The sequence below is a fragment of the Pseudarthrobacter sulfonivorans genome (genome assembly GCF_024391045.1).
GTDB lineage: Bacteria > Actinomycetota > Actinomycetes > Actinomycetales > Micrococcaceae > Arthrobacter > Arthrobacter sulfonivorans_B.
The window spans coordinates 38,668-55,253 of sequence record NZ_JANFCZ010000022.1; the positions used below are offsets into that span (position 1 = coordinate 38,668).

The 16,586-nt window shown below is 65.9% G+C and carries 19 protein-coding genes; 14 read left to right on the plus strand and 5 right to left on the minus strand.

The genetic code is table 11. The annotated features are described in order from the left end of the window. The 4 genes from NQJ30_RS14350 to NQJ30_RS14365 all read left to right on the plus strand — a co-directional run bounded on the left by NQJ30_RS14350 (position 1) and on the right by NQJ30_RS14365 (position 3,329). Positions 1 to 507 carry a hypothetical protein gene (locus tag NQJ30_RS14350; RefSeq protein ID WP_255770631.1) on the plus strand — a complete coding sequence of 169 codons (507 nt, stop codon included), beginning with the start codon at positions 1 to 3 and terminating at the stop codon, positions 505 to 507. Further along, positions 504 to 1,724: a hypothetical protein gene (locus tag NQJ30_RS14355; RefSeq protein ID WP_255770632.1), complete on the plus strand. Its 1,221-nt coding sequence runs from the start codon at positions 504 to 506 to the stop codon at positions 1,722 to 1,724. The genes NQJ30_RS14350 and NQJ30_RS14355 overlap by 4 nt, the downstream gene beginning before the upstream one ends. A gap of 145 nt (positions 1,725 to 1,869) precedes the next feature. Beyond that, on the plus strand, positions 1,870 to 2,460 hold the full coding sequence (locus NQJ30_RS14360; RefSeq protein ID WP_255770633.1) for an adenylate kinase: 591 nt from the start codon (positions 1,870 to 1,872) through the stop codon (positions 2,458 to 2,460). After that, on the plus strand, positions 2,457 to 3,329 hold the full coding sequence (locus NQJ30_RS14365) for an NAD-dependent epimerase/dehydratase family protein (protein ID WP_255770634.1): 873 nt from the start codon (positions 2,457 to 2,459) through the stop codon (positions 3,327 to 3,329). The genes NQJ30_RS14360 and NQJ30_RS14365 overlap by 4 nt, the downstream gene beginning before the upstream one ends. A gap of 26 nt (positions 3,330 to 3,355) precedes the next feature. Here the strand turns inward: NQJ30_RS14365 and NQJ30_RS14370 are convergent, their stop codons facing one another. Beyond that, positions 3,356 to 4,186, minus strand: a complete 831-nt coding sequence (locus NQJ30_RS14370; RefSeq protein WP_255770635.1) for a FadR/GntR family transcriptional regulator — start codon at positions 4,184 to 4,186, stop codon at positions 3,356 to 3,358. Between the two features lie 138 nt (positions 4,187 to 4,324). Here NQJ30_RS14370 and NQJ30_RS14375 point away from each other — a divergent pair, with 138 nt between their 5' ends. The 6 genes from NQJ30_RS14375 (at position 4,325) to NQJ30_RS14400 (ending at position 10,372) form a co-directional block, all read left to right on the plus strand. Next, complete coding sequence (locus tag NQJ30_RS14375) at positions 4,325 to 5,617, plus strand: ABC transporter substrate-binding protein (protein ID WP_255770636.1); 1,293 nt, start codon at positions 4,325 to 4,327, stop codon at positions 5,615 to 5,617. A 120-nt stretch (positions 5,618 to 5,737) separates the two neighbouring features. After that, a complete protein-coding gene (locus tag NQJ30_RS14380) occupies positions 5,738 to 6,679 on the plus strand; it encodes a carbohydrate ABC transporter permease (protein ID WP_255770637.1) in 942 nt (313 codons plus the stop codon). Then, a complete protein-coding gene (locus NQJ30_RS14385) occupies positions 6,676 to 7,566 on the plus strand; it encodes a carbohydrate ABC transporter permease (protein ID WP_255770639.1) in 891 nt (296 codons plus the stop codon). Before NQJ30_RS14380 ends, NQJ30_RS14385 begins: the two co-directional genes overlap by 4 nt. Positions 7,567 to 7,572: 6 nt before the next feature. Then, entirely contained in the window at positions 7,573 to 8,721 is a 1,149-nt protein-coding gene (dgoD, locus tag NQJ30_RS14390; protein ID WP_255770640.1) for a galactonate dehydratase, read from the plus strand. A gap of 5 nt (positions 8,722 to 8,726) precedes the next feature. Further along, complete coding sequence (locus tag NQJ30_RS14395) at positions 8,727 to 9,404, plus strand: bifunctional 4-hydroxy-2-oxoglutarate aldolase/2-dehydro-3-deoxy-phosphogluconate aldolase (protein WP_255770641.1); 678 nt, start codon at positions 8,727 to 8,729, stop codon at positions 9,402 to 9,404. Continuing rightward, positions 9,401 to 10,372, plus strand: a complete 972-nt coding sequence (locus tag NQJ30_RS14400; protein ID WP_255770642.1) for a sugar kinase — start codon at positions 9,401 to 9,403, stop codon at positions 10,370 to 10,372. The genes NQJ30_RS14395 and NQJ30_RS14400 overlap by 4 nt, the downstream gene beginning before the upstream one ends. Positions 10,373 to 10,404: 32 nt before the next feature. Here NQJ30_RS14400 and NQJ30_RS14405 read toward each other — a convergent pair whose 3' ends face one another. Both NQJ30_RS14405 and NQJ30_RS14410 read right to left on the minus strand, forming a co-directional pair. Continuing rightward, positions 10,405 to 11,229 (minus strand): oxidoreductase, encoded by an 825-nt coding sequence (locus NQJ30_RS14405; RefSeq protein WP_255770643.1) that lies wholly within the window; start codon positions 11,227 to 11,229, stop codon positions 10,405 to 10,407. A 119-nt stretch (positions 11,230 to 11,348) separates the two neighbouring features. After that, on the minus strand, positions 11,349 to 12,458 hold the full coding sequence (locus NQJ30_RS14410) for a DNA alkylation repair protein (RefSeq protein WP_255770644.1): 1,110 nt from the start codon (positions 12,456 to 12,458) through the stop codon (positions 11,349 to 11,351). Positions 12,459 to 12,524: 66 nt separating this feature from the next. On the opposite strand from NQJ30_RS14410, the gene NQJ30_RS14415 reads away from it, so the two are divergent. Beyond that, a complete protein-coding gene (locus NQJ30_RS14415) occupies positions 12,525 to 13,322 on the plus strand; it encodes a phosphatase PAP2 family protein (protein WP_255770646.1) in 798 nt (265 codons plus the stop codon). A 73-nt stretch (positions 13,323 to 13,395) separates the two neighbouring features. Here the strand turns inward: NQJ30_RS14415 and NQJ30_RS14420 are convergent, their stop codons facing one another. Further along, entirely contained in the window at positions 13,396 to 13,716 is a 321-nt protein-coding gene (locus NQJ30_RS14420; RefSeq protein WP_255770647.1) for a MerR family transcriptional regulator, read from the minus strand. A gap of 144 nt (positions 13,717 to 13,860) precedes the next feature. On the opposite strand from NQJ30_RS14420, the gene NQJ30_RS14425 reads away from it, so the two are divergent. From NQJ30_RS14425 to NQJ30_RS14435, 3 genes are all read left to right on the plus strand, one after another. Further along, on the plus strand, positions 13,861 to 14,283 hold the full coding sequence (locus NQJ30_RS14425; protein WP_255770681.1) for an Hsp20/alpha crystallin family protein: 423 nt from the start codon (positions 13,861 to 13,863) through the stop codon (positions 14,281 to 14,283). A 72-nt stretch (positions 14,284 to 14,355) separates the two neighbouring features. Continuing rightward, on the plus strand, positions 14,356 to 14,733 hold the full coding sequence (locus NQJ30_RS14430) for a J domain-containing protein (RefSeq protein WP_255770649.1): 378 nt from the start codon (positions 14,356 to 14,358) through the stop codon (positions 14,731 to 14,733). Between the two features lie 28 nt (positions 14,734 to 14,761). Next, on the plus strand, positions 14,762 to 15,139 hold the full coding sequence (locus NQJ30_RS14435; protein WP_255770650.1) for a hypothetical protein: 378 nt from the start codon (positions 14,762 to 14,764) through the stop codon (positions 15,137 to 15,139). Here the strand turns inward: NQJ30_RS14435 and NQJ30_RS14440 are convergent. Beyond that, complete coding sequence (locus NQJ30_RS14440; RefSeq protein ID WP_255770651.1) at positions 15,131 to 16,585, minus strand: ATP-binding protein; 1,455 nt, start codon at positions 16,583 to 16,585, stop codon at positions 15,131 to 15,133. The two genes, NQJ30_RS14435 and NQJ30_RS14440, sit on opposite strands and share 9 nt — an antisense overlap. Position 16,586 lies beyond the last annotated feature (1 nt).

Here is a 16,586-nt window from a genome sequence, read left to right on the forward strand (position 1 = left end):
ATGCCACCGAAACACAAGAAGACTTCCCGCCGGTTGGCTGCCAAGACCGCGGCAGCAACCATCACCCTGTGCCTCGCCACGGGGGCCGGCGGGGCCTACGCCTACTGGGCCACGGTGGGGGCCGGCTCCGGCGCTGCGACGAATGGCACCATGGGCGCCGTCACCGTGGAGGCACTGATTGCCGGCGACAGCCCGCAAAGCACCCTTGTCCCGGGTGGCACCGCCGATGTTGCCGTCCGGGCGCACAACCCCAATGACTATCCGGTGCAGGTCTACGCCATCCGCGGCAACGGCGCTGTGACGGCCGACGCGAACCACACCGTCTGCACCACCACCGGCGTCAAGTTCGTTGACCCGGCGGCCCCCCTCGCGCCGGCGCTCAGCATTCCGGCGAACTCGTCCATCCTGATCACACTACCGAACGCTGCCGCCATGTCCACGGCGTCATCGTCGGGCTGCCAAGGCGCGGCATTCACCGTTCCCGTCACTTTGGAGGCACGGAAATGAGCCGCATCACCCGGACACGTATTGCGGTCGCCGCCGTGGCAGCCTTCGCCATCTCGTGCGGAGGTCCCGCGGCCAACGCCTTCTGGCAGACGCTCAGCAGCAAAGACGGCGCCGCCAGGGCGGATTCAATTCAGGCAATGGCTGCGCCTGCGGCATCCGGATCGGCAGGTGCCGCTTCCCTCAGCTGGGCTAGAGGCTCAACGGTGGCAGGCCGAACGGTTTCCGGCTACACGGTTGCGCGCTACTCGGCTGCGACAGCCGGCACAAAGGTTGAGGCCGGCGGCGGATGCGCCGGAACCGTCACTACGCTGGGCTGCAACGAAGCACTGCTGCCCGCCGGAACCTGGTTCTATACGGTCACGCCTGTGCTTGGATCGTGGGTAGGGCCGGAATCTGCCCGCAGCATTGGCGTCTTCGTCGCTGACACCACCAAGCCCGACGCACCAGCCATCATAGCTCCGGCATTCGTCAACAGCCTCAACGCGTCCAGCGTTCCTGTCCGGGGCACCGCGGAGCCAAGCTCAACGGTGACGGTCACGGCAAGAGATACAGCTACGCCACAGCACACCGCTACGCAGGTTTTATCCACTGACGCCAGTGGCGATTGGACGGCGGCCAACTTCAACATGGCGGCCTTCAAGGATGGCGCAGTCAACTACAGCGCCACAGCGAAAGATGCGGCCGGCAATGTGAGCGATCCTGGCCTAGCTAGCTCGACCAAGGAAGTGGTCGTGCCAACTGTGTCCGCGGTGATCCTTTCCAACGGCGGAAGCCAAGGCACCATGGACCAAGGCGACAAGGTCACTCTCCGGTTCTCCGAGCAGTTGGACCCTTCCACCATCTGCAGCAGTTGGACGAATCCCGGCGATCAGCTGGCCAACGGTGCGAACCAGGTGGTAGTCACCGTGAGCGGGGGTGACGTTCTCACTTTGACTGTGGAAGGCTGCACTACTCTGAGGGTCGGATCGGTCGGTCTGAATGGCGACTACGCCGGTACAGGCGGGCTGACCTTCCAGGGAACCGACACGGGTGCCTCGACACTTGCCTGGAACGCCACAGGGCGTGAACTGACCATTACCCTCGGTGGCCGAACCGGCGCGGCGTCGAACGTGAATGGAAACGTAAAGCCCACCTACACGCCCGGCGCCGGGCTGACGGACATCGCTGGAAATCCGCTGGCCACCACACCCGTCACCGGCGGCAACTCCAGGTTCTAACCCCACAGTCCAACGCCAGGCCCTCCCGTGGCATCTCGGCGAGGCTGGCGTTGTGCTGCCACTTGCGGGCAGAATGTAGCTCACGTTGGCGCTGCCGGCGATGAACCCGAAACCAACCGGCGGTGACGCCGCGGAGGGACAGGTTATGACCAGACTGCTCATCATCGGGCCGCCCGGCTCCGGCAAAGGTACTCAGGCGGTTCATATCGCCAGGCATTTCAGCATCCCGGCCGTGTCCACCGGCGAAATCTTCCGGACCAATGTCAGCCAGGAAACGCCGCTGGGCATGGAAGCCGCCAGGTACCTCCACGACGGCGCCTTCGTCCCGGACCATCTCACCAACGCACTGGTCAAGGACCGTCTCCGCGACTCCGACCTCCAGCCCGGCTTCCTGCTGGACGGGTACCCCCGCACCGCACCCCAGGTCACGGAGCTGGACAACATGCTGGCGTCGCAGGGACAGCGGCTCGATGCCGTGGTGGAGCTCCGCGCGCCGGATTCCGAACTCGAACAGCGGATGCTCCAGCGGGCCAAGGAACAGGGACGCAAGGATGACACGGTGGAGGTCTTCCGGCGCCGGCTGGATCTCTACCACCGCGAAACCCATGAAGTGGTGGCTGTCTACGCCGGCCGTGGCATGGTGGTTTCGGTGGACGGCAGCGGCGAGCCCCGTGCCATTACCGAACGGGCCATCGCCGCCGTCGAAAAGTTCCTTGCGGCAGGAGTAGCACGATGAGGATTGCGGTGACCGGCGGAAGCGGAAAACTCGGGCGGCACGTGGTCCGCAGGCTCAACGATGATGGCCACAAGGTCCTCAATCTGGACCGGGCAGGTGAGAGAAACCCGGGGCTGGCCATCGTGGACCTCCGAAACTACGGCCAGGTCCTGGATGTGTTGCTGGGCCTGGACGATAGGCACAGCGGGTTCGACGCCGTCGTCCACTTGGGCGCGATCCCGGCGCCGGGCATCATTCCGGATGCCGCCACGTTCGAGAACAACATGCTGTCCACCTACAACGTGTTCCAGGCGGCGCGGCGGGCCGGCATCAAGAAGGTGGTTTACGCCTCGAGCGAGACGGTGCTGGGACTGCCGTTCGACGTCGACCCTCCTTACATCCCCGTGGACGAGGAATACCCGGCCCGGCCGGAAAGCACCTATTCCCTGGTCAAGCACCTTGAAGAGCAGATGGCCATCCAGCTGACGCGCTGGGACCCTGCCCTGAGCATCACCGGGCTGCGGTTTTCCAACGTGATGGACCCGGAGGACTACGACCGGTTTCCGCAGTTCGACGCCGACGCCACCGCCCGCAAGTGGAATCTCTGGGGCTACATCGACGGACGCGACGGGGCGCAGGCGGTGGCCCGGGCCCTGGACCGCGGAAAGCCGGGGTTCGAGGCGTTCATCATCGCGAACTCAGACACGGTGATGTCCCGTTCCAGCGCCGGCCTCGCCGCGGAGGTGTTCCCCGACGTCCGGGTGACCAAGGAACTGGGCGAACACGAGACGATGCTGTCCATCGACAAAGCCAGGCGGCTGCTCGGATTCGAGCCCGAGCACTCGTGGCGTTCGTACCACTCGAACCGCAACACGCCCACGGAGGACTAGCCAGTCCCTGCGGTTCGCCGCGGGTTCTAACTGTTGCGTTGGGGGAGGGAGCCCGACGGCGGCTGCTGGGGGGCGTCGTCGGGCTCTCCCGCCTGCCGGGATAGGTCCTGCCGGGGCAAGTCCTGGGCGGCGCCGGCGTGGTGCACTGACCACATGTGGCCGACTTCTTCGGCGAACTGTTCAACGATCCTGCTCATGGCCGCGTGGGCAGCGCCGGCCTCGCCCCGCTGGATGGAGCTGGCCACGTCGACGTGCAGCTGCAGCGCTTCGTGGTGCGGAAGCTGCGGCATGAGACCGTGTTCCACCCTGCCGGTAAGGACTTCGGCCACCAGGTTCTGCAGCTGGGCGAACATGGCATTTCCGGAGGCGTGGAGTACCGCGGCATGAAATTCAACGTCCAGCCGGAGGAATTCGTCCTGGTCGCCGCGCTGGCCGGCGGACCACAGCCGCGCCGCGAGGGAGACGAGATCGCTGCCTGCTTCCCACGAAGCGCGTTCGGCGGCGAGCCGTGCAGCCTGCGGTTCGATGGCGCCGCGGAGCTCGTTCAGGGCCTGCAGCTGCTCAAGGCGCCGGGATGAGGCCAGCCGCCAGCGGATCACCTGCGGGTCATAGAGGTTCCACTCGTCTTCGGGCTGTACAACGGTGCCAAACCGGCGCCGCGAAGCCAGCATGCCTTTGGATGACAGGACCCGGGCGGCCTCCCGGACCACCGAACGGGACACATTGTGCTGTGCCTCCAGTTCGTCGAGGCGGACGATCGAATTCGCGGCGAGGCGCCCGTCGGCGATCGCCAGTCCCAGGCTCTGCACCAATGCAGCATGCCTGTCTGTAGGCGACTCCGCCTTCGGAATTCTCATGGATAAATCATACTCGTTCAGCAAGGGGGTTGTTTAAGTCTGCCTTATTTACCTATGATCGTCCCCAGAGCAGATGTAAAGAGGCATTTGTAGGTGGCTGAACAGTGACGTCAGCCCGGAAAAAAGGGGAAAGTCGTTATGAAGCGACGTTCGGTAGTGAAGTACGCGGCAGTAGCGGCCGCACTCTCGTTGGGGCTGACAGCCTGTGGCGGCAGCGGCAGCAGCGACGCCAAAGAATCGGGCACGGTCCGCGTGACCCTGGCCAACCACGTCTGGACCGAAGGCATCAAGGCCGCGATCCCGGAATTCGAGAAGTCCAGCGGCCTCAAGGTGGAGCTGACCCAGCTCGGCGAGGACCAGCTCTCAGACCAGTACAACGTCAAGCTCAACGCCGGCAGCGATGAGATTGACGTGATGATGTACCGCCCGCTCCAGGAAGGCAAGGCGTTCGCAAAGAACGGCTACCTCGCGGACCTGACCAGCAAGGTGTCCGCGGATTCCAGCTGGGACTGGAAGGACTACCAGGAGGGCCCGGTCAAGGCCACCACCGCGGACGGCAAGGTGGTGGGTGTCCCCATCATCACCGAACGTGAAGTCCTGTACTACCGCAAGGACCTGCTGAAGGCCGCCGGCCTTGAAGTTCCCAAGACCATGGAAGAGCTGGAAGCAGCCGCAAAGGCCATCAAGGCAGCGAACCCGGATACCGCAGGCTTTGTGGCCCGCACCGGCAAGTCCGCGGCCGTCACCCAGTTCTCCAGCTTCCTCTACAGCTTCGGCGGCGACTTCACCGATGCCAGCGGCAAGTCCGCCGTCAACTCCGATGCTGCCAAGAAGGCCTACGCCTTCTACGGCGGCCTGATCAAGAACTACGGTCCGGCCAACGTCAGCACCGACATGAGCTGGCCCGAGGCAATGGCGATCTTCACGCAGGGCAAGGCAGCCTTCTACACCGAGGCCGACTCGCTCTACAAGAACGCCACCGACCCGGCCAAGTCCAAGGTTGCGGACACAGTCGGATTCGCCGCCCTGCCGGCCGGTCCCGCCGGTTCCAAGCCGTACAACATCCCGTCGTGGGGCCTCGCCGTGAACCAGGCATCGGGCAACCAGGACAACGCCTGGAAGTTCATCCAGTGGGCCACCAGCAAGGAACGCACCCTGGAAGCACAGAAGGCCGGCGTTCCCGGACCGCGCAGTTCCGTCTGGGCTGACTCCGCCGGTACCTCCACGTACCCGAAGGACCTCGCCGAGGCCATCGCGGTCAGCGCCAAGAACGGCATCGGCCACGACCGTCCCCTGGTGGTCACCGTGGGCAAGGCCCGTGAAATCGTCGGCGAACCGATCGTTGCCAGCATTACGGGTGCCGACGCTTCGGCTGCGGCTGACTCGGCCCAGGACGCTTTCCAGAAGTTCCTGGACGGCGAAAAGAAGTAGCGCACCCCACGGGCACCCTTAAACTCCGGTGCGCCATGAGCCGGGGCGGGAGAGCAGCGAACGCTGTAATCCCGCCCCGGCACTCTTCACCCCCAACTCCTTAGGTGAACCATGTCTGTAATGACTTCTCCCCGCAGCGCAGCCCGGAACTCAGGCCGCGCCCCCACTGGCCGCGAAAAATTCTCCGACTGGGCCAACGCACACCGTAAATGGCTCTTCGCGGCTCCGGCGATGATCTTCGTCGGCGTGCTCATCGTCTTCCCGCTGGCCTGGACCCTGTACCTGAGCCTGACTGATTCGCAGGGCTCCGTCCGGGCAGCCACCGAGTTCATCGGCCTCGAAAACTACCTGACTGTCCTGTCCGACGTCGAACGTTTTTGGCCTGCGGTGGGGCGCACACTGACCTTCACCGGCGTTGCCCTGATCTGCGAGGTGGCTCTGGGCATGGGCATTGCGCTGCTGCTGTGGCGGCCCTTCCGCGGCGAGAAGTGGGTCCGCGTGGCCATCCTGCTGCCGCTGGTGGCAACCCCGGTAGCCGTGGGCATGATGTGGCGGCTGATCTTCGATCCCAACATCGGGTTCGCCAACCAGTTGCTCGCCGCCGTCGGCATTCCCGCCCAGCCCTGGCTCTCGGGCCAGGACACCGCGCTCGGCACCACCATCTTTATGGACGTCTGGCAATGGACCCCCATGGTGGTCCTCATCCTGCTGGCCGGCCTGACCTCCCTCTCCGAGGAGCCCGACGAGGCAGCCCGGATGGACGGCGCCAACGCGTTTCAGCGGTTCTTCTACATCACCCTCCCCCTGATGATGCCCACGGTGATCGTGGCCGTCCTGCTCCGGGGCATCGACGCCCTGAAGACCTTTGACATCCTGTACGCCACCAAGGGCAAAGGCGGCGGATCCTTCCACGAGGTGGAGACCCTGAACGTCTACGCCTACGGCCTGAGCTTCGACTACAACCAGTACGGGCTGTCCTCGGCGGTGCTGATCCTGTTCTTCATGATCATCATCGGCTCCATGTGGCTGCTGACCATGCGCAAGAAAGCGGCAAGCAAATGACCGTAGTGAACCAGAACTCCCAAATCCAGTCCTCGGCCGGGCAGGCCCAGCCTCTCCGCCGCCCCAGGAAGCCGCTCGGAACCCGCGCCTACAAGGTCTTCCGCGTGGTGGCACTGATCGCCGTGGTGCTGTTCCTCATCGCCCCGCTGATCTGGATGCTGCTCGCGTCGCTGAAGACCAACGTGGACATCTACGACACCGCCAAGTCCTTCGTCTTCAGCCCCACGTTCGAGAATTACGCGAACGTGCTCCAGCGCAACAACTACTTCGTCTTCATATTCAACAGCTTCTGGGTGGCGTTCGTTTCCACCGCCTTCTCGCTGGTGCTCGGTGTCCCGGCCGCGTATGCCATGAGCCGGTTCACCATGCACCGCTCGGCCCTGGTGGTTTTGATGGCCCGAGTGATCCCCGGCGTGTCGCTGCTGGTGCCCTGGTACTACGTGTTCTCCAACCTGAAAATGGTGGGCGGCTTCGAGGTCCTGATCCTCAGCCACATGTTCGTGGCGCTGCCGCTGATCGTCTACATCATGATGAGCTACTTCGATTCGCTGCCGCTGGAGCTGGAGGAATCGGCCCAGGTGGACGGCCTCACCCCCATCGGCGCGTTCCGCCGCATCACGTTGCCGCTCTCCGTGGCAGGCATGGCCACCGCGGGCATCCTGAGCTTCATCTTCTCGTGGAACAACTTCATGTTCGCCCTGGTGCTTTCCGGGTCCAAAACCAAGACCCTGCCCGTTGCCATCTTCGACTTCGTCTCCTACGCCAGCATCGACTGGGGCGGGCTGATGGCGGCCGCCACGGTGGTGACCATCCCCATCATGATCATTGCGCTCTTCACGCAGAAATACATCGTCTCCGGCATGACCGCCGGCGCCACCAAGGGCTAGGCCACCATGACAATCATCAGCAGAATCGAAACCTTCCTCGTCGCGCCGCGGTGGCTTTTCGTCCGGATCGAGACGGACAGCGGGATCGTCGGCTGGGGCGAGGCAACCTGCGAGGGGCGCAGCGAAACGGTGCGCACCGCCGTCGAACAGCTCTCCGAACTGCTCATCGGCAACGATGCCCTCCGCATCGAGGACCACTGGCAAGTCATGACCAAGGGCTCCTTCTACCGGGGCGGCCCCATCCTGGCCAGCGCGGTTTCCGGCCTGGACCAGGCCCTGTGGGACATTGCCGGCAAGCACTTCAACACCCCAGTGCACCAGCTCCTGGGCGGCCACGTCCGCGACAGGATCCGGATGTACGGCTGGGTGGGCGGGGACGAGCCCAACGAGGTGGCGGAGCAGATCAGCGCCCAACTGGAAGTGGGCCTCACCGCCGTCAAGATGAACGCCAGCGGCAAGATGAGCCCGGTGGCCTCGGTGGCAGAGCTCGACGGCGTGGTGCGGCGTGTTGCCGCGGCGCGCGAAGTGCTGGGCGACCACCGCGACGTCGCCGTGGACTTCCACGGCCGCTTCAGCCTGGCCAACGCCCGCCGGGTGGCGCCGCTGCTGGAACCGTACCGGCCGTTCTTCCTCGAGGAACCGGTGGTCCCGGAAAACACGCACCTGCTGCGCGAGTTCACCTCCTCCACCACCACGCCGGTGTCCACCGGTGAGCGTCTCTACAACCGGCAGGAATTCCTGCCGGCACTCCAGGCCGGCATCGCCGTGGCCCAGCCGGACCTCTCCCACGCCGGCGGCATCACGGAGGTCCGCAAGATTGCCTCACTCGCCGAGATCTACGACGTGCAGCTGGCGCCGCACTGTCCGCTGGGGCCGCTGGCCCTGGCAGCCTGTCTGCAGGTGGGGTTCGCGACGCCCAACTTCCTGATCCAGGAACAGAGCATCGGCATCCACTACAACCAGGGCGCCGAAGTCCTGGACTACGTGGTGGACAAGACCCCGCTGAAGTTCGTGGACGGCCACATCGAACGCCTGACCGGTCCCGGCCTCGGCATTGAAATAGACGAGGCGGTGGTCCGCGCCGCAGACAAGCGCGGCCACGCCTGGCGTGGGCCGGTCTGGCGCCACGCGGATGGCGCCTTCGCAGAATGGTAAACAACATGACTGACAGCAGCACCACGCCCGAAGGCCTGCTGGCCGGAATCAAAGAGGCCCGGCTCGTGGCCATCGTGCGCGGCACCGACGGCGGTGCCGCCGCTAAGGCGGCCCTCGCTGCGATGGAGGAGGGCTTCCGGTTCGTTGAAATCGCACTGACCACGCCCGGCGCCCTCCAGGCAATCCGCGAGGTCCGCGCCGCGGCGCCGGCCGGCTGCTACGTGGGTGGCGGGACCGTGCTGACCGTTCAGGACGTGGACAAGGTGGCGGAGGCGGGCGGCCAGTTTATGGTGACGCCGGCCCTGGCTGCGTCCATCGCAGAGTCGGCCCGGCAGGGAATTCCTGTCCTGGCCGGAGCCCTCACGCCCAGCGAGGCCTACGAAGCCATGAACCGCGGCGCCACAGCAGTCAAGCTCTTCCCGGCGTCCATCGGCGGACCCGGCTACCTCAAGGCGCTGCGCGATCCGTTCCCGGAGATCCCCTTTATCCCCGTGGGCGGAGTGGGCCTGAACGAAGCCGCAGGGTACTGGGAAACCGGAGCGATCGCCGTCGGGCTCGGCGGCCCGCTCTTTGGAAACGGCGGCTCCGGCGGAGACCTCGCGCCGGTTCGGGAACGCGCCCGCGCCTTTGTTGACCTGGCGGCGGCGTTCGGTCGCCGCACCGCAGCAGCGGGCACCCGGTGAGCGCCGCCGTCGACCTTTTGACCTTCGGCGAGTCCATGGTCTCGCTGCGTTCTGCCGGGCCCCTGTCCGCCGGCGGCAGCCTGGACATGCACGTGGCGGGCGCGGAATCGAACGTGGCGGTAGGGGTTGCCCGGCTGGGACACAGTGTCAGCTGGGCCGGTGTCATCGGTGCGGATCCACATGGTGAGTACATCCTGCGGCAGCTGCGGTCCGAAGGCGTCCACGTGCAGCAGCGCGTAGACCCGTCGCGAAGCACCGGCGTGATGTTCCTCGAGCAGCGGACCGCTGATTTAACCCGGGCGTTCTACTACCGTTCCGCCTCCGCTGGCTCCACCATCAGCCGGTCCGACGTTGGTGCTGCCCTGAACGCCGGCCCCCGCGTCCTGCATCTGACCGGCATCACCGCTGCGCTTAGTGCGGACGCCCGGGAAGCGCTGGAATACGCCGTCGAGCGGGCCGCCGCCGAGGGCGTCCTGGTCTCGCTCGACGTGAATTACCGCAGCAAACTTTGGACCCGGGACGAGGCGCGCGCCGTGCTGGCCCCCGTCGCCCGGCACGCGGACATCGTTATAGCGTCCGACGACGAGCTGGACCTGGTTTCCTCCACCGCACGTCCGGGAACGTCCGACGACGCCGAAACCGCCCTTGCCGATGAGCTCCTAGGCCGCGGGGTCACCGAAGTGGTGGTCAAGCGGGGAGCCGACGGCGCCGGCGTGCACACCGTTTCCGGACGGTTCGAGTCAGCCGCCGTCCCGGTGACCAGCATCGACACGGTGGGCGCGGGGGACGCGTTCACTGCCGGCTACCTCTCCGCGCTGCTCGACGGCGAAGACGTGGCCGTGCGGCTGGAGCGGGGGACCGTCATGGGGGCCTTCGCAGTCAGCACCGCCGGAGACTGGGAAGGCCTGCCCGGCCGGGACGAGCTGGCACTGCTGGCAACCACGCAGAGCGGCGCCACGGTCCGCTGACGGGCCAGGCGGGGCGACAGCCCGGGGCCGCTTCAGAGGTCCGTGCTGAGGCTGAGGTCCCGCCACGCGTCCAGGTCGGTGCGCTCGTACTCGGCCACGGCGGCAAACGCGCCGAACGCGTCTTTGCCGAGGACCAGCAGTGCCGGCGGTTCCGGGCTTTCAGCAATGGCAATGATGGCTTCGGCGGCTTTGGCCGGGTCGCCCGGCTGGGTGCCGTCCATCGTGTCGTTCTCCTTGCGGCGTTTGCCGGCTGTCTCGGCGTAGTCCTCGATGGGCTTCGCTGACTGGGTAAGGGAGCGGCCGGCGAAGTCAGTCCGGAACGCGCCGGGCTCCACGACCGTGACGTTGATCCCGAGTGGCTGCAGTTCTTTGTGCAGCGAACCCGACAGGCCCTCCACCGCCGCTTTGGACGCGGAGTAGTATCCGGAACCGGCCGCTTTGATGCGGGCTCCGATGGACGAAATGTTCACGATTGAACCGGACCTCTGCGCGCGCATGTCCGGAAGGACTGCCTTGATCATGTCCACGGTGCCGAAAACGTTTGTATCGAACAAGCGCCGGATGTCGGCGTCGCCCGCTTCTTCAACCGCGGCGCGGTAGCCGTAGCCGGCGTTGTTGACCAGCACATCGATCCCTCCGAAGCGGGCCTTGGCCTGTTCCACCGCGGATGCGATCTGCGTGCGGTCGGTGACGTCGAGAGGTACGGCCAATGCTGTGTCCGGGTGGTCCGCCGCGATGTCCTCCACCGAGGCGACGTCACGGGCGGTGACGACAGCGTTGTGGCCGTGCGCGAGGACGGCGTGGGCAAGTGCGCGGCCGAGGCCGGTGGAGCAGCCTGTGATGAGCCAGGTAGCCATGATGTGTTTCCTTTCCGGAGTGACGAGGACTTCAGTGCCCTTGCACCAGCCAACCGCAGATTCCCCCTCTGCGGGAGGGGCGGTGTGTACTCGTATCAGGAGTACCCTCCGGGTCCTGCTCAGACCAGGACTTCGAACTCCGTATGGCCGTGCCGGACTCCGTTGATCTGCAATTCCAGGGCGTGAAGTCCGGCGTGGTGGACCCGGGTGGTCATGGGCTTGAAGGCATGGCGCTTGGCCAAGGTTCTTGTTTCGCCTGCGGCAAGCCTCACGGCCTTGAGTTTGAAGACCTTCACGGACTGGCTGCCGTTGGCTTTGCGGTAGTGCACCGCATAATCCACCACGAGGTGGGCGTCGGCGGTGCCGGTGTTGGAGATCTCGAATTCGAACCCGAGGTCCTCCGACATCGCCACTACCTGCCGGTCCAGTCGAAGTGCCGTCACCGCCACCGACGCCGGCGCAAAGCCCTGGAGTGCCAGCGCACCGGGATGGCCCTTTTTGATCAGGGTCCGAAGTCCGTGCCTTACCACCCAAGCGGTATTGGCGTCCGGGGCGTCCAGCCAGCCGGCCGCCGTCGCCACTACCGCCTCCGGCGCGTGGCGGGCCAGATCGTTGAGGTGGTTGGCAACCGATCTGCGAACGTATTCGGAAGGGTCGCGGTAGAGGGCATTGAGGATGGGAATGGTCGCCTCGGGTCTTTGCACCAGGGCAGGCACCCGCACCGCCCACGGAAGGTAGGCGCGGGTGCCTTCGGAGGCCAGGCGGCGGACGTGTTCGTCGGGGTGCGATGTCCACCCGAGGATGGCTTGCAGGGCAGTGTCCGGGTCCCTGGCGATCAGTCGCCGGATAGCGAACTCGCCGGTGAGCCGAGGAGTCAGCTCGGCGAGGAGTGCCAGGCAGTCAGCGAAATCCGCTGCCCGGCCCGATTCGAGTGCAAGAGTCACTGCGGCCTCGGAGACGGGCCACAGGATCCAGCCCGTGAAATCCGGGTTCTCCAGGGCCGCACGGAAGGTGCCGGCCGCCGTCGAATAATCACTTTCCGGGACGAGCCGGAAATCGGCCAGCAGCGCGCCGCAGACCTGATCCGTCCGTCCGCGGAGACTGAGTTCGTCAAGAGCAGATCCTGCCAGGGCCACGTTGGACCATTGGGTGCCAGGTGCCGCGCCAACCAGAATGCCGGCGAGCCCTTCCACATTCCGGCGGTTGATCAGTTCGTTCATCGCACCCATCCGGTCAGGCTACAGGGATAGTCTTCTTCTCAAGGAAATTCAACAGCGCAGGGACGGAAGTCGGACGTGGCAGAGCAGGCAGGGTCAGTAAAATCAGGAAAAGGCCAGCATTGGTGGCGCATATTCCATGACAAGTTCGTGGTGGAAGAACGCTTCATGGAGCCGGGGTCGCGCGCGGGCCTTTACCGCGCCGCAATGATCCTGATGGGCGTGGGCACCCTCCTCTTCATCATCACCTTGGTGGGCGTGGTGCAAAGCGGCACCGGGCCGTGGGGACCGGACGAGCCGATCCGGGACTGGCTGCTGGGTATCCGTTCCGAGACGCTCACCGGCGTCATGATCTTCCTCGCCGTGATCTTCGGACCGATAGCACTGCCCATCATCGTGCTGGTGGTCACGGTGGCGTGGGGGTTCGCGGCCAAACACGCCTGGCGGCCGATTCTCCTGGCCGCTGCGATGCTCACCGGTGTGATCGTTTCCCAGATCATCCTGCAAATCATCAGGCGGTCCCGGCCGCCGGTGGACCTGATGCTTTTTGGTGCCGACCATACGTTCTCGTTTCCGTCCGGCCACGTCCTGGGGGCGTGCGACTTCCTGCTGGTTGGTGCGTTCCTGATCTTCTCGCGGCGGCAGAACCCACGCTCTGCGGTGCTGGGCTTTGTGGGGGCTGGAATTGGCATTGTGCTGGCCATCGGGAGCCGGCTTTACCTCGGGTACCACTGGTTCAGCGACACCTTCGCTTCGCTGTCCCTGTCTCTTGTCATCCTGGGCGCCTACATTGCCCTGGACACTTGGCGGACCGCCCGGATCCCCGGGGAGCGGATCACCGGCGAGCTCTCCAAGGCCGACGCCCCGGGCGATTAGCCGCCATGCCAAATGAGGCGAACGTCCGCCGGGGACCCGGACCGGCCGGCGCCTGCGCCCCGGCACCCGGTATCTAACTCCCGGGTGCCGAGCGCGCGCGTTTGAGTGCCCGCAGCAGTTTGGCGTTGGCGGCCTCAAGCTCCAGGACCTTCGAGACGCCGGCCAGGTTGAGGCCTTCTGCCAGCAACTCCCCGATGTGCAGGAGGAGGGCGATGTCGGAGTCGCTGTACTGGCGTGTGCCGCCGGCCGTGCGGACCGGAGTGAGCAGTCCGCGGGTCTCGTAGAGGCGGATGTTCTGCTGGCCGGTTCCGGCCAGTTCCGCGGCCACGGAGATGGCGTAGAGTGCCCGTCCGGCCCGGGGCTGCGGTGCACGTCCGGCGGGTGGTTCAGTCATGCTTGCTCCCAAAAAAATTCCTGTCGAAACGTCTTGCTTGAGTTTGGCACGGGTGCTATAAAAAATCTATACCAGCCACCATAGATATCGGGGCGGCGGGTATGACCTGGATCCATCCAACTGCATGCTGAAGGAGTGAAGATGATGTTAATGCGTACGGACCCGTTCCGTGAGCTGGACCGGCTCACCCAGCAGGTCTTTGGAACCGCGGCCCGGCCGGCGGCCATGCCTATGGACGCGTGGCAGGAAGACGGCGAGTTTGTGGTGGCGTTTGACCTGCCTGGCGTCAAGGTGGACACCGTGGACCTGAATGTCGAGCGGAACGTCCTGACTGTTCGTGCGGAACGCCTCGACCCCACCCAGCCCAACGTCGAACTGGTGGCTTCCGAACGCCCCCGCGGGGTTTTCAGCCGCCAGTTGATCCTGGGCGACACGCTGGATGCGGACAACATCAAGGCCAGCTACGACCAGGGCGTGCTGACCCTCCGGATCCCGGTTGCCGAGCAGGCCAAGCCGCGCAAGATCGAGATCGAAACAACGAGCCATATGCACGAGATCGGAAAATAAACCACTTTCCGGGGCGCCGACAGCCTGTTCACGGCGCCCCGGGCACGCCCTGCGAATTTCTCCTGAACCGCCATGACCAGCCAACCGGATTATTACAAGGTCCTGCGCGTGGAGCCCGCTGCCAGCCAGCAGGAAATCTCCCGCGCCTACCGGGCCCTGATGCGCACTCACCATCCTGATGTCGAGGGCGCCGGAACGGTAAGCCCGGTGGCCGGCGGCGAGCCCAATGGTTCCGAGCTGCTGCAGATCATGCACGCCTACTCAGTCCTCCGCGACCCGGCGCGGCGTGCCGAGTACGACAGGAGCCGTGCCGGGCACAGCGCTCGGGAGGCCGCGCCGGGCACAGCGCCTACGGTCATTCCCGTCCGCAAGGTGGCGGACCGTGGAGCCCGGGCCAACAACACCATCAGGATCAGCCCGGTCCATTGGGAAAGCGGACCTTGGGCATAAACCGCAACCAGAGCGTAGGAGCAGCCCCATGAGCGATTGGCGTCGCTATGATTCCCACCTGATCCCCGCTTTCCACGAGCGTTTCGAGACCCGTTGGGGCAAAGGCACCGCCCCGTTCCTGGACCCCGAGGCGCACGAAGAACCGGTTCCGCGAGCGCAGTGGATCAACCCCGCAACGGGTGCGGCGCTGGCAGTGGTGCCGGTGTGGACCACGGAGGACCGCCAGCAGCGTTCCTTCGGGGTGTTCTATCTCCCGCCTGCCGGTGACATCTGGCTACTGCGGCCCGGCTATACGGGCTACCTGGAACCGGCCGACGGCGACACCGAACACCTCGTCACCCTCCGGAACGACGCCTACCGCAAGGCCGTGGCACACGCCAAGGAATTCCTCTTCGGCTCACAGTGAGCCCGGGAACCCCGGTGGAACCCCGGGCCCCGGGAATCCGTGCCCCGGGAACCCGGGTCCGGCCGCCGGCTCCGAGCCGCTCCCCAGCAGGCTGCGGGTGAGGGTCTCGGCGTCGGCCATCAGGTCCTCGACGGCGGCAGCGAGGTGGGAGTCTGACACCGGTTCGTCCGCCAGGGCAGCGGCCACCACCGCGCGGCGGACCAGTTCGCGCGCGAAGGACGCGGTGGTCCCCGCGGTCTGTTCTGCGGCGGCAGCAAGCGCCTCGGGGGTGAACGCCACCAGGCGCCCGTACAGTTCCAGCAGCCGGACCCGCTCGGCGTGCGCCGGCAGCGGGATTTCGACCGCGAGGTCCACCCTGCCTGGCCGCTGCGCCAGCGCCCGCTCCAGCATGTCCGGCCGGTTGGTGGTGAGCACAAAGGCCACGTCCGCATCCGGATCCAGCCCGTCCATGGCGTCCAGCACCTCAAACAGCAACGGCTGCGGGCCGTGCCCGAAGCTACGGTCCTCAGCGATGAGGTCGCAGTCCTCCAGCACCACAATGGACGGCTGCAGCGCACGGGCCATGCGGGCCGCTTCCGCGATCCGGGCGAGCGAACCGCCCGAGAGGAGGATCGCCGTCGACCCTTCACTCTGGCTGAGCAGGTGGCGCACGGTGTGCGTCTTGCCCGTTCCCGGCCTGCCGTAGAGCAGGATGCCGCGTTTGAGGTGCTGGCCGTGCTTCCTGAGGGACGCGCGGTGGGTGGCGATTCCCACGGTGTGGTCGGCCACCTTCTGCAGCAGCCCATCGGGCAAAATGACGTCCGACGCCGGGAGGCTGGGGCGGTGATGGAACGTCACCCCCGCAGTGCTGGGGCCGTACTCGGACATCACCAGGGAAATGATCTGGCCTTTGAGGACGCTGTTGTTCTCCATCCGGACCCGGAACTCGGCCAGGAACTTCGTGGCCGCGTCCGGGCTGCCGGCCATGACCTCCAGCGATGCTGTCTGGCGTCCGGAGCGTGGTTCGGCGTTGCGCTGCAGGACCGCCAGCGGGCTCCCGCCGAAGGTGAAAAGCCACAGGCCCAGGGCCACGGCCTGCCGCTGCGCGTCGGGCCCTACCGCCAGGTTGGTGTAGTCGGGCTGGGCGAGCGGAAACTGCGGAAAGTGCTGGGACTGCTGCACCATGTCGCTGAAGGACTGGTGGTGGCGCTGGCCGCCGCCGCCAATGCCCACCAGCCGGCCGGCGGGGTCCTGCGCAGCGAGGTCCGCCATTACGATGTCGGCGTCCACGAACCGGTGCGGCGGGATCATCTCCTCCACCACAGCCAGTCCGTCAGCAGCCGTCCTCAGGTGCGCGGTCAACGCCGGAAGCAGCTGCAGGCCCTTCTGCTGCCGGTGGCTTCCGGCCTGCGCCAGTTGCACCAGTGCGCCGAATTCGTCGATGAACTTCCCCAGTTTTTCATCCATG